A 19,754-nucleotide genomic window follows, 5' to 3' on the forward strand; every position below is an offset into this window, starting at 1 on the left:
TATGCCTCCTCCCCGTAAAATAGACCTGCTGCCCGCAGAGCTGCGCGTGTGGCTCCAAGACGAGCTGCGTGATCGCGGCTTTGCCGGGTATGTTGAACTCACCGAAGAGCTCAATCGTCGTCTGGCAGAGCACGGATCAAGTGAGACCCTGCATCCGGCAACGGTCAATCGCTTTGGCCAAGGATACGAAGCCTTTGTGAAAGCTCAGGAACAGGCCTCTGAATGGGCAGTTGAGTGGATGCAAAGCGAGGGTCTCGCGGATGAGGCCAAGCGCCACAACGTCCTTTTTCAAATGGTGACCACACTCGCCTTCAAGGTGATGCAGGCGCAGATGATCAAGGACGGTGGTGATATCAACCCGCAGGAATTGCACTTTATCGGGAAGATGCTCAAGGACGTCATGCAATCATCTGGCATGCGCGAGAAACTTGTCACAGATGAGCGTGAGCGGGTTGCCAAAGAGGCACGTGAACAGGCTCTCCAAGAGGTCGATGACAGGCTCGCCGGGGCTGGAGCCGAGGCTGGGCTTTCGGAAGATCGGGTTGAGTTCATGCGCAACAAGTTACTTGGCAAAAAACCGAAGCAGGTGAAGAGGTGATACTCGAAGAAACACTCGCGCCGAAAAATCCTGTTCTTTCACGAGACCCGGAAAAGGTTCCTGACGGGTTTCTCTCAAGCGGTGACTTGCCGGATGATCTGGACCCGACCGCCGACGGCATCCTTATGGATCACCAGCTCGAATGGATTTACGACGAAAGCGATCTCAAGATCGCGGAAAAGGGGCGTCGTACCGGGATCACGTTTGCCGAAGCTCTGAATGATACGCTCATCGCGGCGGCCTCACGCTCCGCTGGTGGCGACAATGTCTTCTACATCGGCGACACCAAGGACAAAGGCCGTGAATTCATCGGATATGTTGCCCATTTCGCGAAGGTGATCTCGGGGGAGCTGGCGCAGATCGAGGAGTTCATCTTTCAGGATGAGCGCCCCGATGGAACGTCCAAGGACATCACCGCTTTCCGCATCCGGTTTGCCAGCGGCTTTCGTATTGAGGCCCTGTCCTCCAACCCTGCGAACATTCGCGGTCTTCAGGGGATCGTGGTCATTGACGAGGCCGGGTTTCACCAGGACGTGCGCGAAGTCATCGACGCGGTGAACGCCCTTTTGATCTGGGGCGGCAAGGTTCGGGTAATCTCGACGCACAATGGCTATCTGAACCCGTTCAATGAACTGGTGCAGGAAGCCCTTGCCGGAAAGGTACCGTTCAACGTCCATCACATCCCCTTTTCAAAGGCCGTTGAAAACGGGCTTTATAAGCGCGTCTGCTACATGAAGGGGCGGGAGTGGACGCAGGAAGGCCAAGACGCATGGGAGGCGCTCATTCGCGGCGCTTACGGGGTGCGCAAGGCAGCCATGCGGCAAGAGCTCGATGCGGTGCCTGCGGACACGGCCGGAGCGGCGCTGACGCGCGTCCAGATCGAAAAGTGCATGGCGAAACCGGACGAAGTCCCGATTGCTAAATGGATTTGCGACGATGACTTCCGGGATCAGTCGGAAGAGGTGCGCACAAAAGCTGCCCTGGACTGGTGCGAGAAAGAGCTGAAACCCGCTCTGGCGCGGCTCGACAAGGGACGCCCCCACTTCTTGGGCGGTGACTTTGCGCGCACCGGGGACGCGACAGATTTCGTCATCGCGCAAGACGGTGTCGATCTGGTCCATCGCTGGAAGCTGGTGATCGAACTGCGCAATATCCCCTTCGATCAGCAACGCGAGATTCTATACTACGCCTGTGATCGTATACCGCGCTTCTCGAAAGGTGCTTTCGACAAGGGGGGAAACGGCGCTTATCTCGCGGAGAAAGCAGCCCAAAAATATGGCCCCACGATTGTCGAAGTATCCTTTTCACGCGAATGGTACGCGCGGGAGATGATACCCTACATCGAAGCGTTCGGAGATCAGACGATTTTGCTGGCGCGCCATGAAGATGTTCTCAGAGACCATCAGGCGCTCACCTATGAGAACGGTGTGATCAAGGTGCCCCAAAATTTTCGGTTCAAAGGATCTGACGGTTTGGATCGGCACGGCGACAGTGCGATCGCCGGGGCTTTGGCTTTCTTTGCCAGCCGTCAGGAAATCTCAGAATACGCCTATCAAGGTGTCCCTGGCACACGATCCCGTTGGGCTAAACCAGATCACGATGATGATGACGAAGATAAAAGCTCCACACGTTGGGGCAATGCTGGAGGTGCTTGGTGATGCCGATCCTTGATCAATTTGGCCGACCGCTGCAAAGCGTGCCGGAATCGGAACTGTTGGAGCGTCAGGCAGTCGCGTCATTTGGCTCTGTGCGACAAATCCAATCTGGGCACCCGGCAGATGGCCTGACGCCTTTGCGCCTTGCCGCCATCTTGCGTGAGGCGGAAAATGGCGACGCCACCTCCTATCTCGAACTCGCGGAGCAAATGGAAGAGAAGGACCTGCACTACGCGGCCGTGCTCGGCGTGCGAAAGCGCGCCATTCGCTCGCTGGCCAGTCAGGTCGATCCCGGAGACGACAGCGACGCCGCCAATGAAGCGGCGGACATGGTCCGTCAAACACTCTCTGCCGCGCCTGTCAAAACCGCGCTGATTGACGTGATGGATGCGCTTGGGAAAAGCTATTCCGTCAGCGAGATTGGTTGGGAACGTGAAGGACGCAACCTCAAAGTCTCCTCGCTTGAGCTGGTGGATCCGCGCTGGTTCGAGTTTGATCAAGAAAACGGCAAGCACATCTATTTGCGCGATAATGCCGGACCGCAGCCTTTGCGACCTGACAGCTATGTCATCCATATGGCCAAGGTGAAGAGCGGCTTGCCGATCCGAGGCGGTCTCGCGCGGCTTGCGGCTTGGGGCTACATTTTCAAGAACTACACTTTGAAAGACTGGGCCATTTTCTGTGAGGCCTATGGCCACCCGCTCCGGCTTGGTAAGTATGACACCACTGCCACGCCCGAGGACCGTCAGACGCTTCTTAGAGCCGTACGTCAGATCGGCGCAGATATGGCTGCGATCATCCCGAAATCCATGGAGGTTGATATTGTCTCTGCGGCTGCGACCGGCGCGGACAAGCTCTATGAGGGCAATGCGCGCTATTGGGACGAGCAGCTCTCCAAAGGCGTGCTTGGTCAGGTTGCCACAACGGACGCAATCTCCGGCGGCCATGCCGTTGGCAAAATCCACGAGGAAGTCCGCTCCGATATTCGCGACGCCGATGCAGAGCAACTCGCAGCAACGCTTCAGCGCGATCTGGCCGGGCCTATTGTTCGGCTGAACTTTGACCCCCGCCACAACGTGGCTATGCCGGTCATCAGTTTTGTGACCCCCGAACGCGCTGATCCTGATCTCTTGCTGCGACTGCTGGATAAGGGACCACGCCTGGGACTGCGGATCGCGACGTCAGATGTGCGTAAGGCCTTCAACCTGCGTGAGCCTGAAGACGGCGAAGAAGTCCTGATGGCACCAGCGCCGGCCAAACCCGAAGCAACAGTACCGCCGAATTTGGACCAACAAGCGGCCTCCACGCTGTCTGAGGCTGCGCCCAAAGACAGCATTGATGCGCTGATCGAAGAGCTGATGTCTGATGGCGAGCTTCAGAAGGTCGCCGAAGGCGAGTTGGCTGAACTGCTCGACATCTTGGGAAGTGCAACTGACTTTGATCAGGTGCGCGACATTCTTGACGTCTTCACGGAAGGCAGCGGGTCAGCAGCCCTGCGCGAGCATCTCAGCCAGACCACCTTTGCAGCCCGACTGGCGGGGGAGGTTGGGGCCGAGGTGAGTGACGCATGATCACCTTGGAGCCATTGCCGCATCGCGAGGCCATTGAATATTTCCGCTCCAAGGGGTTTGCGCCGCAGCTGCAGCGTTTCAGCCATCTCGATCTCTGGCGTGAAGAGCATGCGCGCAATTTTGTCGTCGCCAAAGGCATGCGCGATGACGTCTTGGCACTCATTCGCGGGGAGCTTGATCAAGCACTCAGCGAAGGCCGCACACCCGCCCAGTTCCAAGCCAACCTTGAGCCCGCCCTCCAAAAAGCCGGATGGTGGGGCAAATCTGTCATGACAGACCCTTTGACCGGCGAGCTGCAAGACGTGCAGCTGGGATCGGTTCGGCGTCTGCGGACGATCTATGACACCAATATGCGCACGGCACATGCTGCTGGTCACTGGGCGCGCATCCAGCGCACCAAGAAGGCGTTCCCTTATCTGCAGTATATTCAGGTTGAACGCCCCAGTAAGCGCCATGACCACGAGCGGTTCCACGACAAAATATGGCGTGTCGATGATCCGATCTGGCAGCGGATTTATCCACCGAATGGGTATTTTTGCGGCTGCCATGTTGTGCAACGCACCGAAGGCTGGATGAAACGGCACAATCGGCAGGTGTCGCCCTCCATTGATCTTGACGAACAACCGTGGACCAATAAACGCACCGGCGAAGTGTTCGACGTGCCACGGGGCGTTCATCCCGGCTTTGATGCCAATCCGGGTGCAGCTTGGCTTGACATCAAAGAGCGCGTTTCTGAAGTCATGCCGGATCTTAATGACGAGAGACAGGCTTACGAGCGCGGCATTTTGCAAGGGTTGCGGCTTCGCCAAATGGGGATTGGCCGGGAGACGCTTGTCGTCTCCGATGCAGACGAGCAAAGCTCTATCCTGTTTGACGCGCCACCGGATCGGCCAGGTGCGGTATCGGTGGATGCGGCCCTGCTTGAGGGCAGTGGCAGTTTTCAGGCGGATCGCATCACGTTGCTGCACAGCCATCTCACAGACTCACCGCTGTCCTATTCTGACATTCAGACGCTCGGCCACCCCCGCGTCCTGTCGGTGACCGCAATCTCTCCGGGTGGGGCGATCTGGCGCGCAAAACCCGGCTCTCAAATTCTGGGGCCACAGTTTCGGGAATTTGCAATCCGAGCCAAACCCATCGTCGAAAGCGACCTGAAAGCGTTGTCAGAAAGTGACCGCGCTTATATCATCCAACATGCTCTCGGGCTTTTCCTTGAGCGCCGCGGCGCGATCCACTATCATTATAGCCTAACAGACCGGCTCAAACAGTTCTTTGCCAAATACGCCGATCTGATCGAAAGGCTTTCGACATGAAACTCGCGCTGCTTCCAGATCCTGACTTTCTCGACTTGGCCGCCTGGACGAAGCGCTTGGAAGAGCTGCGTGCTATGTCATCGGATGTTGCAGGCTTAGAGGCCAGTCTTGATCATGCTCGGGCCATGGTAGACCTCTTGAGTGCCGAGGCCGATAAATTTCCCGCACAGGCCATCTGAGGCGCGGGGCGGACACTTGCTGCTAAAACCTGCTTAAAGGCATTTTTAAACGCTCTGCGGGATTTTTAAACACTATCAGATGGCATAGCCCCGGTTGCGATTGCGCGACAGAGGGCAAGTATCCCCAAAACTGCATCCCCGGCCCTTTGAGGCGACGGTCATGGCATTGCTTGCCCATGACCAAAACAACTCGACATATCTGCGCTCTTGCGCCGCTACCCGGAGGGGTGCCTGATCAAATCGAGATCATGCACCTTGGTGCATTGCGCTTTGCTCCGGCGGACATTCGCAATGCAGCTGGTTTGCATCTGGTCCCGGATCAAGCCGAGGCTGTCATTTCTGCGAGCTTTGAAATGGCGGCTGGTGGCGTGCTGCCCATTGACTTCGATCACCGCTCTCTGTCGGCCCAAGGCACCGCGAACAGTCGCGCCGCCGGGTGGATCACGGCAATGCATGTGGATGGTGATCGGGTGATGGCGTCTGTCGAGTGGACCTCCGAGGGTCGCCGCGCCATCGAAGACAAAAGCTACCGCTTCATTTCTCCCGTATTCAAAACGCTGCGCTCGAATGGGTCTGTCGTTCTGATCGAGGGCGCTGGTCTCGTCAACAATCCAGCCCTTCCCGAAATTCGTCAAATCGCATCAAAGGATGAACACATGGACCCGATCGAAGAGATCGCGGGCCTGCTTGGCCTGTCGGCTAAGGAGCCCGATAAACTCACCGCGCGCATTGAGGCGCTCGTTGGGACCGAAACCCAGATGGCCTCTATCGCGAAAGCTGCCGGTGTCTCCGGCGATGATGCCGTGACACAGGTCTGCGCCCGCTTGAAGGTCCCCTCAGCCGACCCGGCCAAGTATGTGCCACTGAGCCAGTTTACCGATCTGCAAACCCAGTTTGCCTCGCTTCAAAAAGAGGTCTCTGGCGACAAGGCCGAGGCTGCATTGGAGCGCGCCCGTGAAGCAGGCAAGCTGACACCCGCCATGGAAGACTGGGCCACTCAGCTGGCATCGAAGGACCTCGGTGAATTTGAGGCATGGGCCGCATCGGCTCCCGCCGTCATCGACCTCAAAGGCGGTCGTAAACTCGCTGGCAAAAACCCGCCCGTCAAGACCGACGCGCTTGATGAGACCGAGCGTCAGGTCGCCTCGGTTATGGGCATCAGCGAGGACGCATTCCTCAAAACCCGCAATGCCACTGTGAAGGAGGTCTGAGATGACGGCTCTGGCAAAAAACACCCCTCGCACCCGCGTCGGTCATGGTCTGCTCTTTCAAGACCCCGTGGCCGCAGCCACCATTATCTATAACGGGTCTATGGTTGCGCTTGATGCGTCCGGCAATGCCATCCCGGCCATTCCGGCTGGGACGGTCATGCGTGGTGTCGCGACCGAAGGTGTCGACAATTCTGATGGGGTTGCAGGCGATGCCTCTGTTCCCATCGAGCGCGGTCCCTTCGTGGTCGCGAACGATGGCAGCGTTGATCGCACTCACATTGGCACCGACGTCTATGTCGTTGACGACAACACCGTCGGCGCCGTCGGCACGTTGGTCGCCGGAAAATGCCTTGACGTCCTGATCGCAGGCGTCGTGGTCGAAATTCTCTAAAGGGGTCCGCAAAATGGATATCACACACGCCGCACTTGCGGCTCTGAATATCGCCTTCACCACGGCGTTCAATGAGCGTTTGACGGGTGTTGAAACCACCTATGGCCGTATCGCTATGACGGTCAGATCAACCACACGCAATCAGGCCTACCCGAAACTCTCTGAGCTTGGGCCGATGCGCGAATGGGTTGGCGAGCGCTTCATCGAACGCCTGGAGACTGACGGCTTTGTCATCCGCAACCGCAAGTTCGAGAAAACGGTTGCTGTCCAGGTTGATGACATCTCCGACGATCAGGTCGGCATTTATGCTCCCATCATCAGTGACATGGGCCAAACGGCCGCTGAATTGCCTGATGATCTGGTCTGGGAGATGCTCGAAAAAGGCTTCACCACTGAACATTACGACGGCCAGATGTTTTTCGACACCGATCACCCGGTGCTGGACAAAGATGGCAATGAGCAGTCGGTTTCCAACTTCCAAGGCGGTGCCGGCGCAGCCTGGTATTTGATCGATGACACACGCGTCATCAAGCCGGTCATCTTCCAAAATCGCGAAGCCGCAAAAATCACCGCAAAAACCTCTCTCACAGATGACAACGTATTTGAACGCGACGAATTCCTGTGGGGGGCAAAACGGCGCGCTGCTGCCGGCTTTGGCGCATGGCAGTTGATCTATGCCTCACGTCAGCCGCTGACGCCAGAGAACTATGCGGCTGCGCGTGCCGCGATGATTGGCGCAACCGGACATCGTGGCCGCAAGCTGAACCTGAAGCCCAAGTTGCTTGTCGTCTCCGCCTCCAACGAAGGGGCTGCACGCAACATTTTGCTCAACGAGCGTGATGACGCCGGCGCTACCAACACCTGGCGCAATACGGCTGAGCTGCATGTCGAGGGTCGCCTGACCCTCTGATCTAGCCCGAGAGGCGATCAGTTTTTCAAGGGGCCGGTAGGTCCGGCCCCTTTTGTGAACTGATGGAAACTAACAGGAGACCAGAAATGGCCCGCAAGACCACAAGCATCATCAAACCCGAAGCCGCAGCCTCCAAAGACGCTGCAGACATCAAAACTGCTGATGCCGTAAAGGTCGCAGCGACAGGCGAGGACGCCACGAAAGTGACCACCGATGCGCCAACCGATGCAGGCAACGCCAATGAACAGGCCAAGGCCAGCGATACGGATGCCGTAAAGGAAACCGACAAGGTGGCCGACGCAGGCATCAATGACGACCAAGCCGACAAAGAGGCAAAATCCGATGATGAAACCATTCCGGCAGAGCCTCACCTCATCGTGCTCTGTCATCGCCAGGACGGTCGCCGCCGCTGTGGTCGCCGCTGGCCGCATGGTGAGACCATCGTGCCTGAAGCGGACTTGACCGCGTTTCAGATTGCTCAGCTCGAAGCCGATCCGCATTTCACTGTCGCAAAGCTGGCTGACTGATCATGACCTACGCCACCGTCGCCCAGCTCAAGGCCGTGATCCCGTCCGGGGATCTCGCTCTGCTCACCGATTTTGAGGGGGCAGATACGCCGTCTGATGATCGTCTGACGCAGGCGCTGGACGACGCGACGGCGGAGATCAACAGCTATATCGCCAAAGCCGTCACCCTGCCCTTGGCCGATCCGCCGCACATCCTGACGGTGATCTGCCGCGATCTCGCGATGCACCGGCTTTACGTCAACCTTGGTCACGATGCCGAGGTTTACGGCACCCTGCGCAAGGATGCGATATCGACCCTGAAAAGCATTGCCAAAGGCGACACCTCTATTGGCGACGATGGCGATGGTGACACCGAGCTCACCTCTCCCGGTGTGGCCATGACCGACGGCCCTGCCCGTCAGTTCACCCGCGACAGTTTGAAGGGGTTCTGAGATGGCTGGCGTGACCTTTACCCTCCGGCTTGACGATGTCGCCCCCCGCGCAGCCTTGGCGCGCGCCGTAGCCGGTGCCCGTGATCTCACGCCCCTGATGGAGGAAATCGGGTCCGTGTTGGTCAACGGAGCTGTCGAGCGGATTGGCCAGACCAACGTCACACCCGAAGGGACGCCTTGGCCGAAGAGCCTGCGCGCTCAGCTTGAACAGGGCACGACCCTGCATGACAGCGGTCAGTTGATGCGATCTATCACAGAAGAGGCCTCGCCAGGTCAAGCCGTGGTCGGATCGAACATGATCTATGCTGGGGTGCATCAGGCAGGCGCGACGATCCGGGCGAAATCAGGCGGCGCTCTGTCTTTCACATTGGCAAATGGCGAAAGCGTCATGGTTGGGTCCGTCACGATCCCGGCACGCCCTTATCTTGGCGTCAGTGAGGACGAAGCCGCAGACATCGAAGGTCTGTCGGTTCTGTATTTCACGGACCTGCTCGAAGGCGAGGTTCACTGATGCTGCAGCTTGACCCGGCCATCGTCAAAGACCGGCTCGCCGAAATCGGCGCGTTTAAGACCATCGGCCTTTCCGCCGATCTCGGGCGCGTCAGTGCGCGCGCGCTGCAATACCCGTCTGCCTTCGTCATCCTGTTAGGCGAGCAAGCGGGCGACAACCGCTACATGTCAGAGGACATGGTCGAGCAGGCCGTGACAGCCCGGATCGGCGTGATCATGGCCGTGCGCGACATCGCTGACACCAGCGGCGCGCGCGCCTCGACCAGTCTCGCCCCCCTGCGTGAAGCGGTGCTGCTGTCGCTGTGCCGCTTTGTGCCAGAGGTCGGAGGCAATGCTTTCCGCTTTGCCAAGGGCGCACTCCAAAGCGGTATCGACACCCACGGCGGTCTCTTTTGGCAGGACGATTACACATTGCGCTTTGATCGGCGCATCCAGATCACTTGAGGAGTTAGACTATGGCAACCTGGAAACAGCGGCTGATCCGCGAAGTGTTGGAAACCACCTCTGGCACGGCTGAGGCCACAACCGCAGCCAATGCGATCCTCGCTCGTGAGGTGACCTTCAATCTGCTTGATGCGGACTATACAGAGCAGGACTTTTTGACCGGCCAAGAGGGCGCACAGGTTGAAGACCTGAGCAACATTCGCGCGGGGGCCACCTATCAGGTCGAAGCCGCGCCCGGCCCCGTCAGCACCGTACCAGCCTATGCGCATCTGCTCCAATCATCGGCCATGGAGATGGCAGATGACGTTGGGGATACAGTCTTTACGCCGTTGCCTGTCGGGACCGAGATCCCGTCATGCACACAACAGCTGCGCAACGGGGTGCATATGCAGACCGTGGTGGGCGTGCGCGGCTCCTTTGGCTTCACGGCCGAGGTCAACAAGCGGGCTTATTTCAGCTTCACGCGCCAAGGCCAATATCAGGCTCCCGTTGCCTTTGTCTCTGAGGCGCATGATTTCTCCGGCTGGCCGCGTGGTCTCGAATGTACGCCGGAGAACATGTTTGCCTTTACGCTGGGCGGCACCAAGCTCTGCGTGACGAGCTTCAGTTTTACCGATGGGCGCACGCCCAAAGTCAACGAATATATGAACTGCGTTGGCACCAAATTGAGCCCGCGCATGTTCACAGGGTCTATGACCGTGAAGCACCCGGATTTGGCCACCAAAGACCTGCTCAGCATGGTCAAGGATGTGGTGACTGAGCCGCTGATTTTCACGCTTGGCAAAACCGCAGGCCAAATCATCACGGTCACCGCACCCAAGGTGCAGATCAAAGCCCCGAGCGAGCAGGATATCAACGGTGACCTTGGCCTGAGTCTTGATCTGCGCTTCCTGCCCACCGCCGCGTCTGACGACGAAATCGAAATCCGCTTCAGCTGAGGAGCCGAGCTATGACGTGGTGGCAAATTCTTGGCGTCACGATGGTGGCTGGGTTCGGACTTCGGCTTGGTTGGCAAACCGCCAGCGAGATCATTGATGCGATCAATGCTGCAATGAGCAGCCTGTTTGAAGACACAGAGGGAAAATAAGCATGTTCGTTTTTGATCCGAATTACACCTTTGAATGGCCTGTAAAGGTCAAATATCCGAGCGCCGGTGGCGAGGATATCCGCGAGTTTACGGGCGTGTTTCGCCTGCCTGAAGACGAACTCGACCTCTACAAGCGCCCCGAAGATGGCACATTCCCGAGCCTGATCAACACCGTGCGTGACCGTCTGTCTGACTATTGGATTGGGTGGAGCGGCATCGAAACCGCATCTGGTGGCGAGTTGCCATTCTCGGAAGAGACCCGCGCCCGTCTGTTGCGCCAAAGCCCCATCCGTGAAGCCGTGGATCGTGCCTTTTCCGAAGCCTTGCTGGGGTTGCGTGAAAAAAACTGACAGCGGTCGCGCGCGCCATCTACGGCGGCGCGGCCATCTCAGACGATTTGATCGAAGACCTGATGGCTGAAGGTGGCATGAGCCGCGTCGATGCCGAAGCACAGGCCAAAGAGATGATGGGCGCGGAGACCCGCGATCTGCGCCTTCCATCCTCAGAGCAAGACCTGATCCGGCTGGCTTTGGCCACTGTTGGCAAATGGCGGGTCGCGGTCGGTCCGAGCGGCAAAGTGCTCCTTTTGGGGTTTGACTACGGCGAGATCGATGTGACGGCGCGCTGGATGGGGATCACCCCAAATCAGGACATGCAGGCCGGAATTGCAATCATAGAGCAGGCAGCGCTCAAGGTACTTGGTGAAACATGACGGAAATGCGCGCAAAACTGGTTGTCGATGCCGATGGGTCCTCCATCGTTGGCATGGCCCAGAAGACCGTATCCGGTCTTGATGCCGTCATGGATGCGGCGATCAAGACGGCGTCGGGTTTCAAACAATTAACCACCCATTCAAATGGTGTTGAAACCGGGTTTAGGCATGCTGTCTCTGCGCTCGTCGCCTCCGATACAGCCCTCGGCCGAGTTCAGGCTGGTGCAACAGGCCTGTCACAGGCGCTGAGGTCCCAATCCGCTGATTTGATTGCCACCCAGCGTGAAACGGCGGCGTGGACTGCGCAACTCAATCAGGTGCGCGCGCGCTTTGATCCGCTGTTCGCGGCGACCACGCGCTATGAGCAAGAGCTGCGCGATATTGCCGCCGCCGAAAAGATGGGGGCCTTGTCCGCCCAAACCGCAGCTGCGGCCAGGTCACGAGCCACGGCTGGGTATAATGCGCTGACCGGCGCGCAGGACCGTGTGACAAAATCCAGCAAGTTGATGCGCGGTGGCATCCAGAACGCCAGCTATCAGGTCGCAGATGCGGCAGTGCAACTGCAGATGGGCACGGCGGCCTCCATTGTGTTTGCTCAACAGATGCCGCAGCTTTTGGGCGGCATGGGCGTCATGGGTGCGGCTATGGGGGCCGTTGTGGCCGTTGGGGCCCCGCTGATCTCCATGCTGCTTACATCAGAGGACTCGGCAGGCACCTTAGATGAGCGCCTCGACAAACTCGACGGATCGCTGCAGTCCGTCACGGATCGCCTGAAACTGTTGCGTGATCAGGACCTGTCTCTGACCTTCGGTTCGATGGCCGGAGATGTGCGGACCCTGACCTCTACTTTGCTCGATCTGGATCGGGCTGCCGAACTGAAGAACCTGCGCAATACGCTCGAAGGGTTGCTGCAGGAGAACATTGAACCCGGTTTTTGGCAGAAACTCAGCCAGTCCATTTCGCTTGGCGCGGCTCCCATGCCCGGTCTCACGACTGAGGACTATCTGACAGGTAATTCAATTGCGCGCGGCAATTATAATGATCTGACAGGAGGTCGAGGGCCTTCTTTTGAAGAATTTGACACCCGCCGCGAAAACATCACGTCGCTGGCAAAAGCGGGTGAGGTGGAACAGGTCACCGCTGAAATCAAATCCCTCATTGCGGACTTTGCGGGCGACACACCTATCACCGACATGAACGACGAGCTGGTGAAAATGCTGCTTGCTCTGGGTGATGTTGCGCAAAAAACGGCTGAGGTCGAGGCTCAGTTCAATGGCTCTTCCCTTTCCGCACGCCTGGACAAAGAGACCGCGTCCATGGTCTCCGGCTATCAGCAGCAAGCGGAACTCGCTACCACGATCCTTCAGTTTGGCGAACACAGCGCTGAGGTCGAGGCGGTGCGCAACCGTCAAGCCAAGGAGGCCGTGACCTTGCGTCTGCGCGAGCTGGGCGTGGAGGAGGATAGTGTCCGTGAGCGGAATACGTTGGCAGAATTGGAAAAGGCTCAGGTCGCTGAGGTTAAGTTGCGCGCCGCAGAGCGCGAAAAGTCAATCACCGCCACGCTGACTGGATTGTCGGATGAGCTGACGCTGTCTCAGTCGATCATCTCCTATGGTGAAAACAGCGTCGAAGTCGAACGGTTGCGCACGGAGCAGGCACGGCAAACACTGGCCATTCGTCTCAAGGAAATCGGGGCAACAGAAGACCAGATCGTACAGGCTGAAGAGTTGCTCAAAAAGCAGCGCGAAGCGGCACAGGAGGTCAAGACCCAAAAGGCCGAAAAAGAGGCCGGTAAAACCCTCACAGACCTGCGCGCGCAGGCAGATATCAATGCTGCGATCCTGCAATACGGGAAAGACAGCCTTGAGGTCAAACGGCTCCAGATCGAAGCGGCCCGCGCGGAATATGTACAATCTTTGGCAACGATGCAGGTCTCCGAGGCGACGAAGGCCAATTTACTCGCGCAGTGGGATATCACCAAGGGGATGAAGGGTATCGATCCGTTTGGCACCCTGTCATCTGCACAGTCGATCCTTCAGGCACAGACCAAATCCATTGCAAAGCTCCAACTGGAGCAAAGCCTGATCGGGCAATCAGAAGCCACAAAGCGGCGCGTTTTGGCACTCTATGAGGCAGAATTGGATATCCGCCAAAAGGGTATCGACGTCGAGGGTAAGCTTGCCGCCAGAATCCGCGAAGGTGCATTGGCCGAGAGTGACCTTGCCGCAGAGGTCCAGCGTCAAGCTGATGCATGGGGCGATGTGCAAAGCTCGGCAGAGGATGCCATCGACGGCATCCTTGACGCGCTTTTGGATGGCGACATCTCTGGGGCCTTGGAGAGTATCGCAGAGGACATCAAATCCCTCTTCACGGATCTCGCGATCAAGAACCCGCTCAAAAACGCGATTTTGGGCACAGATTACGCCACGATGGACGATGTCGGCGGGCTGGGTGGCATATTTGATCGTCTGATGGGCAAAGTGCCCGCGATTGATCCAGCGGCAGCGGCGGCAAAAGCTGCGGCGCAGTCGGTGGCGACGATGCAGGTGACGGCGGCGAATGTGACGATCAGCACCATGGGCGGCTTGGGTGGTCTGGGCAGTGCTGCCAACATCAATGGCTTGCCGGGGTCCTCTGATATTCAATCGCAGATCGCGGCGTTTTTTTCCGGCAAGGGACTAAAGTCACACCAGATCGCGGGTATCATGGGCAATATCTCTGCCGAAAGTGCCTTCAATCCTGCCGCCGTTGGTGACGGCGGTACATCATTCGGCCTGTTCCAGCATCATGCTGGGCGCGGTCAAAGCCTTCTCAACGCCGTGGGTGGCACAGCCGGTCTTGGCAATGTGCAGGCACAGCTTGAGCATGTTTGGGAGGAACTGCTCACCTCTGAGAACGGTGTGCTCAAGAAGTTGATGGCCTCGACGAATGTTCAGGAGGCCACCAGCGCGTTCGTTGGATTCGAGCGCCCTGCAGGCTGGTCGGCCGCGAACCCAATGGGTGCGGACAACTGGTCCGGTCGCCTCGGTGCGGCCGAGGCCGCGATGACCAAATTCGCCACGACCACAGATGTAGCAACGCAGGGCCTCGGGACGCTTGGCGGCGGGTTTGACCTCTTCGGCCAGGCCTTGTCCCAGATCGGCTCTGGCACAGGCGGCGGCGATCTTCTGAGCGGTCTCATTGGTCCATTGCTCGGCGCGATTGGCATTCCGGGTTTTGCAACAGGCGGGGACACCGGGGGGTCTGATCCGAAGAAAGTTGCGGGCCTCGTTCACCAGAAAGAGTTTGTCTTTGATGCCGCCGCAACTGCGCGCATCGGTGTGGGCAATCTTGAAGCCATCCGGCGCGGTACGATGCGCGGCTATGCGTCGGGTGGCTATGTCAGCTCGGCGCGCGCCTATCCATTTCTGAATTCTGGCAGCTCCGACAACTCGGCTGGCAACGGCACAGTCGTCCAAATCATGCCGGTCAACAACAGCTCCGTGCCGCTCAACATGGAGGTCGAAGAGACCACCGGTCCACGCGGGCAGCGGCAGCACAAACTGGTGCTGTCTGATGCCGTGGCGACAGGCATGTCGGGCGGTGCCGCCAAACGGCAAATGAAGACCCTGTATGGGGCGCGTCAAAAGGGGATCGGACGCGGATGACCCTGACTTGGCCCGACACTCTCCCAAACCCTGAGCGCAACACGTGGCAGTCGCAGCCGCAGGATGCGCGCAAGAAGCGTCAAGCAGATACTGGCCCGACCGGCTACGGCGCGCGCTTCTCCGCATGGTCCACGAATGTGAGCCTGTCGGTGGTACTGACCCGTGATGAAAAGGCGATTTTCGACAATTTCTACCGCTTTGACTGCGCGGCGGGCACCCGTCTGTTTTACATGCCAGACCCAACCACAGACGGCTGGCCGATGCTGACCTCTGACGGGCAGCCGCTTTTGACCAGCGAGGGCGTGCCACTGCTTCTGTCAGCCCGGTGGCTCTGTTCCTTTGGCGATCAAGTGCCGGTTGAGAGCATCGTCGGGCAGGTCCAATTCCGCAAAACATTCAATGTGGTGGTGTACCCATGAGACGGATTTCACTGAATGCGCGCACAGCGATGGATGCGGTTTCGACCGATCAAATCCAAGTGCTGCTGTTTGAGATCACCCACCCTGATTTGGCCGCACCGATCCGGCTGTCGACCGACAACGCCGATCTGATTGAGGTTACGGAAACGGCGCAGATCAGAGGCACCCGCTCGACGTGGCGCGGGGCAGACCCCGCCACCGAGCCGTTCCTGTGGGTGGTGGCCTCGGCCATCCTGCCATCGGATAGCCAGGACGATCCGGGCGAGGCAAAGCTCGTGTTGGACGTGCTAGACGCGGCTTACGCCGAGCTGCTGCTCTCGTTTGTCGATCTCGCCACGATCCATATTGGCATGGTCATGGCGTCCACGCCGGACGTGATTGAGGACGAGGTGCTCGACCTCAACCTGACCGTCGCAAATATCACCGACACCGAGGTCGGCCTGACCCTGTCACGCCAAGAGATCGAGCTTGAATATTATCCACCGGGTCGCATGACCCGCACCAAGTTTCCGGGGCTGCATCAATGAGGAGTGAAGCGATGAAAAACCTAATCAATCGGGTGACGCGGCTTTGCGGATTGCACGCTTGCGATCTACCCGCGCAAGATCCTGTTCAATCGCGTCTGCAAGATCTCGAAAAAAGGCTGGAAGCGCTAGAGCACCAGCATCCTCAATCTCCCGGTATGACGCGTTATGGTCCTCCGAGCGGACCGGAACGCCAACTTCGATTTGATTTACATACTCTTGCTGCTCGGGGCCTAAGAGGGTGCAAGAGATGAAGTATGACACTAAGAAAACTCGTGTCTCGCTTTCGTCGTCGATCTCTTCAATGGGAAGGATCGCACCTGACTCGAGTGGTTCAATTTCCATAACAATCTGTCTCCGTCTGAAAAGAATCGTCCAGAATTCTTTTATCAGAGCAACGGCCTTGCCCATAGAAGGTTTGGGCACATGAGCTGGTCAAACAAATTCGTGGGCATCCCGCAACAGGACCACGGTCGCAGCCGCGCGGGCGCGGATTGTTGGGGTCTGGCCTGCATCCTCTATCAAGAGGAGTTGGGCATCACCCTGCCGGACTATCTCAGCTACAGCTCCCCGGATGAATGTGGCGAGGTCTCCGCGATCATCGAAGGCGAAAAGTCCAGCCCGCTTTGGCTGCCGGTCAGTGGTCCGGCCATCGCCTTTGACATTGCCGTTTTCAAACTCGGCCGCTTTTCTTCTCATGTTGGGATCGTTGTGCGTCACGGCGTCATGATCCACATGTTTGGCGAGGATCAAAGCAAGATCGAGCGCTATGATCGCGGCACCTGGAGCCACCGTTTTGAAGGCCATTGGCGGCACCAAAATATGGCGGGTGATCAGGCCGTTAAACACCGCGTTGAACGCCCTGTTCAAATCATCTCGGAGGCGTCGAGATGAGCCGCCCCCTCTCCCATATCCCGGTCCTTGCGGCTCCGAATTGGAACTCTGACGCCGAGCGGATCAAGCTCGACGTGCCCTATGGGTTGACAGTGGATGAGATCGTGCGGATGGCGCTGCCGGGGGCCACAGCCCACGAGCTGATGCTTGTTCGCGTGGCCTTGGTGACACCCAAGGGCATTGACGTGGTTCCGTTTGAGCACTGGCTGCGCATTCGTCCGCATCCGGGCGTGCAAGTCGTGATCCGCATTGTCCCCGGCAAGAACGCGCTGCGCTCGATCTTGTCAATCGTGGTGTCCGTGGCCGCCGTCGCCCTTGGTCAATTTTGGGCGGCAGGTCTCGGGTTCACCGCCGGGACAGTGGGGTTTGCCGTTGCATCTGGCCTGATCGGCGTGGGCGTCACACTGCTTGGCAACCTCTTGATCAACGCCCTGATCCCGCCGCCTTCGGCGTCTGATGATGAGACGCGCAACACCTATTCGATTTCGGGGCTCAAAAACCGCGCTGTGCCAAATGGTGCGGTGCCCATTGTCCTGGGCAAAATGCGCGTCGCCCCACCCTACGCAGCACTTCCCTACACCGAGATCGTCGGCGATGATCAATACATCCGCGTACTCTTTGTGATCGGCGAAGGTCAGATTGCAATTGAGGACATGCGCATCGGCGAGACCAGCCTGTCTGAATATGACGAGGTCGACACAGAGGTCCGCTACGGCATCGAGGGCGAGCTGCCCGTCAGCCTCTATCCGCAACAGGTGGTCGAGGAGCAGGTCGGTGTGGAATTGACAAAGCCGCGCCCCCGCGACGATGCAGGTGAGATCATCCAGATTGAGAGCGAGGAGGATTGGCCAACTTTGGATCTCGGGCTGTGGCCGGGGTTTGGCGATGGATTAAGCAGCGGTGATGACGCGCCGGGCGTTGAGACGCCGGTGGTGCGCACAACCGGCGCGGACGCCTCGGGAGCCTCTATCATCTTCGCATGGCCTGCCGGTCTCGTGCGCTACGACGACGACGGCGACAAGCACGATCAAAGCGTCAAAATCCGCATTGAACAGCGTTTGGTCGAGGCGACCGAATGGCAGTTGGTCGAGGAGCTTGTTGTGAAGGCCAAAAAGACCGAAGGCTTCTATCGCCAACACACCTGGTCTTTTCCGTCCCGCGCCCGCTGGCAGGTGCGGTGCACGATGCTGACGGATGAGAACACCAGCTCAAAGGTCCAACAGCGCACCACCTGGGCCGCGCTGCAGACCCTGCGCCCGGAATATCCGATGGCCTTCCCGCGCCCGCTGGCGCTCGTGGCATTGCGGATCAAGGCGACGCATCAACTCTCGGGCGCGCTGGACGATTTCAACTGCCTTGTGAGCCGGATTTGCCCCGATTGGGACAGCGCCACTGGCACATGGATCACCCGCGCCACCGAAAACCCCGCAAGCCTCTATCGCCATGTGTTGCAAGACCCGGCCCTGCCTGAGCCGCGATCTGACGCCCAGCTTGATCTGGAGCTTTTGCAGGAGTGGCATGAATTCTGTGATCTGAACGGCCTGACCTTCAACAAGGCGCTGTCTGAGACCAGCACCACCCTGCGTGATGTCCTGGCCGAGATCGCGGCTGCAGGTCGCGCCACGCCGCGCCATGATGGCCGCACATACGGCGTGGTGATCGACCGGCCCTCTCATGATGCGCTGATCGTCGATCACATCAGCCCGCGAAATTCGTGGGGATTTTCCACTGAGCGATCCTATTTTAAACCGCCGCACGCCTCTATCGTGACCTTTCTCGATGCGGACAATGACTACAAAGAGACCCAGCGCGAAATCCGTTGGCCGGGATATGAAGGCGATATCGAGATCACCGAAGAGCTGCCGATGTCGGGCAAAGTCTACGCCTCTGAGGTCTGGCGCGAGGCACGCCGCCGCCAGCTCGAAGCGATCTACCGCCCCGACACCTTTAAAGCGACCCAAGACGGCATGTTCCGGGTCGCCACGCGCGGTGACGATGTGATGACCAATCATTACACTCTGATGCGCGATCACCAGACGGGCCGCGTGAAAGAGGTCTTTGGCGCGCTCGTTGAGCTGGACACTGTGGTGGTGATGGAGGCAGGCGAGAGCTATGCCATCCGGTTCCGGTGGTTTGAGGACGAGGCCGACGTCATCGGTCAGTCTGTCGTCAGGATCGTGGAGACAGTACCGGGCGAGACCTCGGTCCTGACACTTGTTGGCGCTGGCCCATTGCCGCGTGGTGCGGCATTCGTGGATGGCATCTATCACGCCGGTGATCTCGTACAGTTTGGCAAATCCACCGCCACGGCGCTGCACCACATCGTCCGCAATGTCGAAAACACCACCGATGGCTGCTCGATTTTCAGCATGATTGCCGCAGCGCCTGAGATCGATATCGAGCTTGCCGCGACAGAGATCCCCGCATGGTCGAGCCGCGTCGGGGCTGAGCTGGACGACAATGTGTTGCAACCCTCCGCCCCGCGATTTGTCTCGATAAAAAGTGGCCTGACTGGCACCGGCCTCGCAAACAACATCACCTATCTGATCGAGCCGGGCTCTGGCTCTGTGCCGACAGCCACGTTCGAGATCGACCATCGCCTCTCTGGGGCCACGGACTGGACCACGATTGCGATTGCGGTAGCCAATGGTGGCGGTGACATCGAAGGCTATGTCACTGGCGATACCGTCGAAATCCGGGCACGCGGGATCAGTGCGACGGGCGTTTATGG

At 58.6% G+C, this 19,754-nt stretch carries 22 protein-coding genes; 21 read left to right on the forward strand and 1 reads right to left on the reverse strand.

Annotated features, from left to right (window positions below):
- The first annotated feature begins 1 nt into the window (after position 1).
- The 19 genes from C8029_RS12915 (at position 2) to C8029_RS13000 (ending at position 16,132) form a co-directional block, all read left to right on the forward strand.
- Positions 2 to 598: a phage protein Gp27 family protein gene (locus tag C8029_RS12915; RefSeq protein ID WP_152003038.1), complete on the forward strand. Its 597-nt coding sequence runs from the start codon at positions 2 to 4 to the stop codon at positions 596 to 598.
- Positions 595 to 2,256, forward strand: a complete 1,662-nt coding sequence (locus C8029_RS12920) for a hypothetical protein (RefSeq protein ID WP_152003039.1) — start codon at positions 595 to 597, stop codon at positions 2,254 to 2,256. Before C8029_RS12915 ends, C8029_RS12920 begins: the two co-directional genes overlap by 4 nt.
- Positions 2,256 to 3,824, forward strand: a complete 1,569-nt coding sequence (locus C8029_RS12925) for a DUF935 domain-containing protein (RefSeq protein ID WP_152003040.1) — start codon at positions 2,256 to 2,258, stop codon at positions 3,822 to 3,824. Before C8029_RS12920 ends, C8029_RS12925 begins: the two co-directional genes overlap by 1 nt.
- Entirely contained in the window at positions 3,821 to 5,137 is a 1,317-nt protein-coding gene (locus C8029_RS12930) for a phage head morphogenesis protein (RefSeq protein ID WP_152003041.1), read from the forward strand. The genes C8029_RS12925 and C8029_RS12930 overlap by 4 nt, the downstream gene beginning before the upstream one ends.
- Positions 5,134 to 5,316 carry a hypothetical protein gene (locus C8029_RS12935; RefSeq protein ID WP_152003042.1) on the forward strand — a complete coding sequence of 61 codons (183 nt, stop codon included), beginning with the start codon at positions 5,134 to 5,136 and terminating at the stop codon, positions 5,314 to 5,316. The genes C8029_RS12930 and C8029_RS12935 overlap by 4 nt, the downstream gene beginning before the upstream one ends.
- A gap of 176 nt (positions 5,317 to 5,492) precedes the next feature.
- Positions 5,493 to 6,527 (forward strand): phage protease, encoded by a 1,035-nt coding sequence (locus C8029_RS12940; protein WP_152003043.1) that lies wholly within the window; start codon positions 5,493 to 5,495, stop codon positions 6,525 to 6,527.
- A gap of 1 nt (position 6,528) precedes the next feature.
- Positions 6,529 to 6,918 (forward strand): hypothetical protein, encoded by a 390-nt coding sequence (locus C8029_RS12945; RefSeq protein WP_226946329.1) that lies wholly within the window; start codon positions 6,529 to 6,531, stop codon positions 6,916 to 6,918.
- A gap of 13 nt (positions 6,919 to 6,931) precedes the next feature.
- Complete coding sequence (locus C8029_RS12950; protein WP_152003044.1) at positions 6,932 to 7,828, forward strand: Mu-like prophage major head subunit gpT family protein; 897 nt, start codon at positions 6,932 to 6,934, stop codon at positions 7,826 to 7,828.
- An 86-nt stretch (positions 7,829 to 7,914) separates the two neighbouring features.
- Positions 7,915 to 8,355 carry an HI1506-related protein gene (locus tag C8029_RS12955; protein WP_152003045.1) on the forward strand — a complete coding sequence of 147 codons (441 nt, stop codon included), beginning with the start codon at positions 7,915 to 7,917 and terminating at the stop codon, positions 8,353 to 8,355.
- A 2-nt stretch (positions 8,356 to 8,357) separates the two neighbouring features.
- A complete protein-coding gene (locus C8029_RS12960) occupies positions 8,358 to 8,786 on the forward strand; it encodes a gp436 family protein (protein WP_152003046.1) in 429 nt (142 codons plus the stop codon).
- 1 nt (position 8,787) lies between these two features.
- Positions 8,788 to 9,297 carry a phage virion morphogenesis protein gene (locus tag C8029_RS12965; RefSeq protein ID WP_152003047.1) on the forward strand — a complete coding sequence of 170 codons (510 nt, stop codon included), beginning with the start codon at positions 8,788 to 8,790 and terminating at the stop codon, positions 9,295 to 9,297.
- Positions 9,297 to 9,740: a phage tail terminator protein gene (locus tag C8029_RS12970; protein ID WP_152003048.1), complete on the forward strand. Its 444-nt coding sequence runs from the start codon at positions 9,297 to 9,299 to the stop codon at positions 9,738 to 9,740. Before C8029_RS12965 ends, C8029_RS12970 begins: the two co-directional genes overlap by 1 nt.
- Before the next feature lie 11 nt (positions 9,741 to 9,751).
- Positions 9,752 to 10,678 carry a phage tail tube protein gene (locus C8029_RS12975; RefSeq protein WP_152003049.1) on the forward strand — a complete coding sequence of 309 codons (927 nt, stop codon included), beginning with the start codon at positions 9,752 to 9,754 and terminating at the stop codon, positions 10,676 to 10,678.
- Between the two features lie 11 nt (positions 10,679 to 10,689).
- Positions 10,690 to 10,827, forward strand: a complete 138-nt coding sequence (locus C8029_RS22085) for a hypothetical protein (protein ID WP_193217648.1) — start codon at positions 10,690 to 10,692, stop codon at positions 10,825 to 10,827.
- Between the two features lie 2 nt (positions 10,828 to 10,829).
- Complete coding sequence (locus tag C8029_RS12980) at positions 10,830 to 11,177, forward strand: hypothetical protein (protein ID WP_152003050.1); 348 nt, start codon at positions 10,830 to 10,832, stop codon at positions 11,175 to 11,177.
- Positions 11,178 to 11,254: 77 nt separating this feature from the next.
- Positions 11,255 to 11,539, forward strand: a complete 285-nt coding sequence (locus C8029_RS12985) for a DUF1799 domain-containing protein (protein ID WP_193217649.1) — start codon at positions 11,255 to 11,257, stop codon at positions 11,537 to 11,539.
- Positions 11,536 to 15,186, forward strand: a complete 3,651-nt coding sequence (locus tag C8029_RS12990) for a phage tail tip lysozyme (protein WP_152003052.1) — start codon at positions 11,536 to 11,538, stop codon at positions 15,184 to 15,186. The genes C8029_RS12985 and C8029_RS12990 overlap by 4 nt, the downstream gene beginning before the upstream one ends.
- Positions 15,183 to 15,605 (forward strand): hypothetical protein, encoded by a 423-nt coding sequence (locus tag C8029_RS12995; RefSeq protein WP_152003053.1) that lies wholly within the window; start codon positions 15,183 to 15,185, stop codon positions 15,603 to 15,605. The genes C8029_RS12990 and C8029_RS12995 overlap by 4 nt, the downstream gene beginning before the upstream one ends.
- On the forward strand, positions 15,602 to 16,132 hold the full coding sequence (locus tag C8029_RS13000) for a hypothetical protein (protein ID WP_152003054.1): 531 nt from the start codon (positions 15,602 to 15,604) through the stop codon (positions 16,130 to 16,132). The genes C8029_RS12995 and C8029_RS13000 overlap by 4 nt, the downstream gene beginning before the upstream one ends.
- A 24-nt stretch (positions 16,133 to 16,156) precedes the next feature.
- On the opposite strand, the gene C8029_RS13005 is transcribed toward C8029_RS13000, so the two are convergent.
- On the reverse strand, positions 16,157 to 16,474 hold the full coding sequence (locus C8029_RS13005) for a hypothetical protein (protein WP_152003055.1): 318 nt from the start codon (positions 16,472 to 16,474) through the stop codon (positions 16,157 to 16,159).
- A gap of 81 nt (positions 16,475 to 16,555) precedes the next feature.
- Here C8029_RS13005 and C8029_RS13010 point away from each other — a divergent pair, with 81 nt between their 5' ends.
- Both C8029_RS13010 and gpJ read left to right on the forward strand, forming a co-directional pair.
- Complete coding sequence (locus tag C8029_RS13010; RefSeq protein WP_152003056.1) at positions 16,556 to 17,023, forward strand: NlpC/P60 family protein; 468 nt, start codon at positions 16,556 to 16,558, stop codon at positions 17,021 to 17,023.
- A partial coding sequence (gene gpJ / locus C8029_RS13015) for a TipJ family phage tail tip protein (protein WP_152003057.1) occupies positions 17,020 to 19,754 on the forward strand: 2,735 nt, incomplete at its 3' end. The genes C8029_RS13010 and gpJ, both read left to right, overlap by 4 nt.

Origin of the sequence: Roseobacter sp. TSBP12, assembly GCF_009129705.1 — a bacterium.
Lineage (GTDB): Bacteria > Pseudomonadota > Alphaproteobacteria > Rhodobacterales > Rhodobacteraceae > Celeribacter > Celeribacter baekdonensis_A.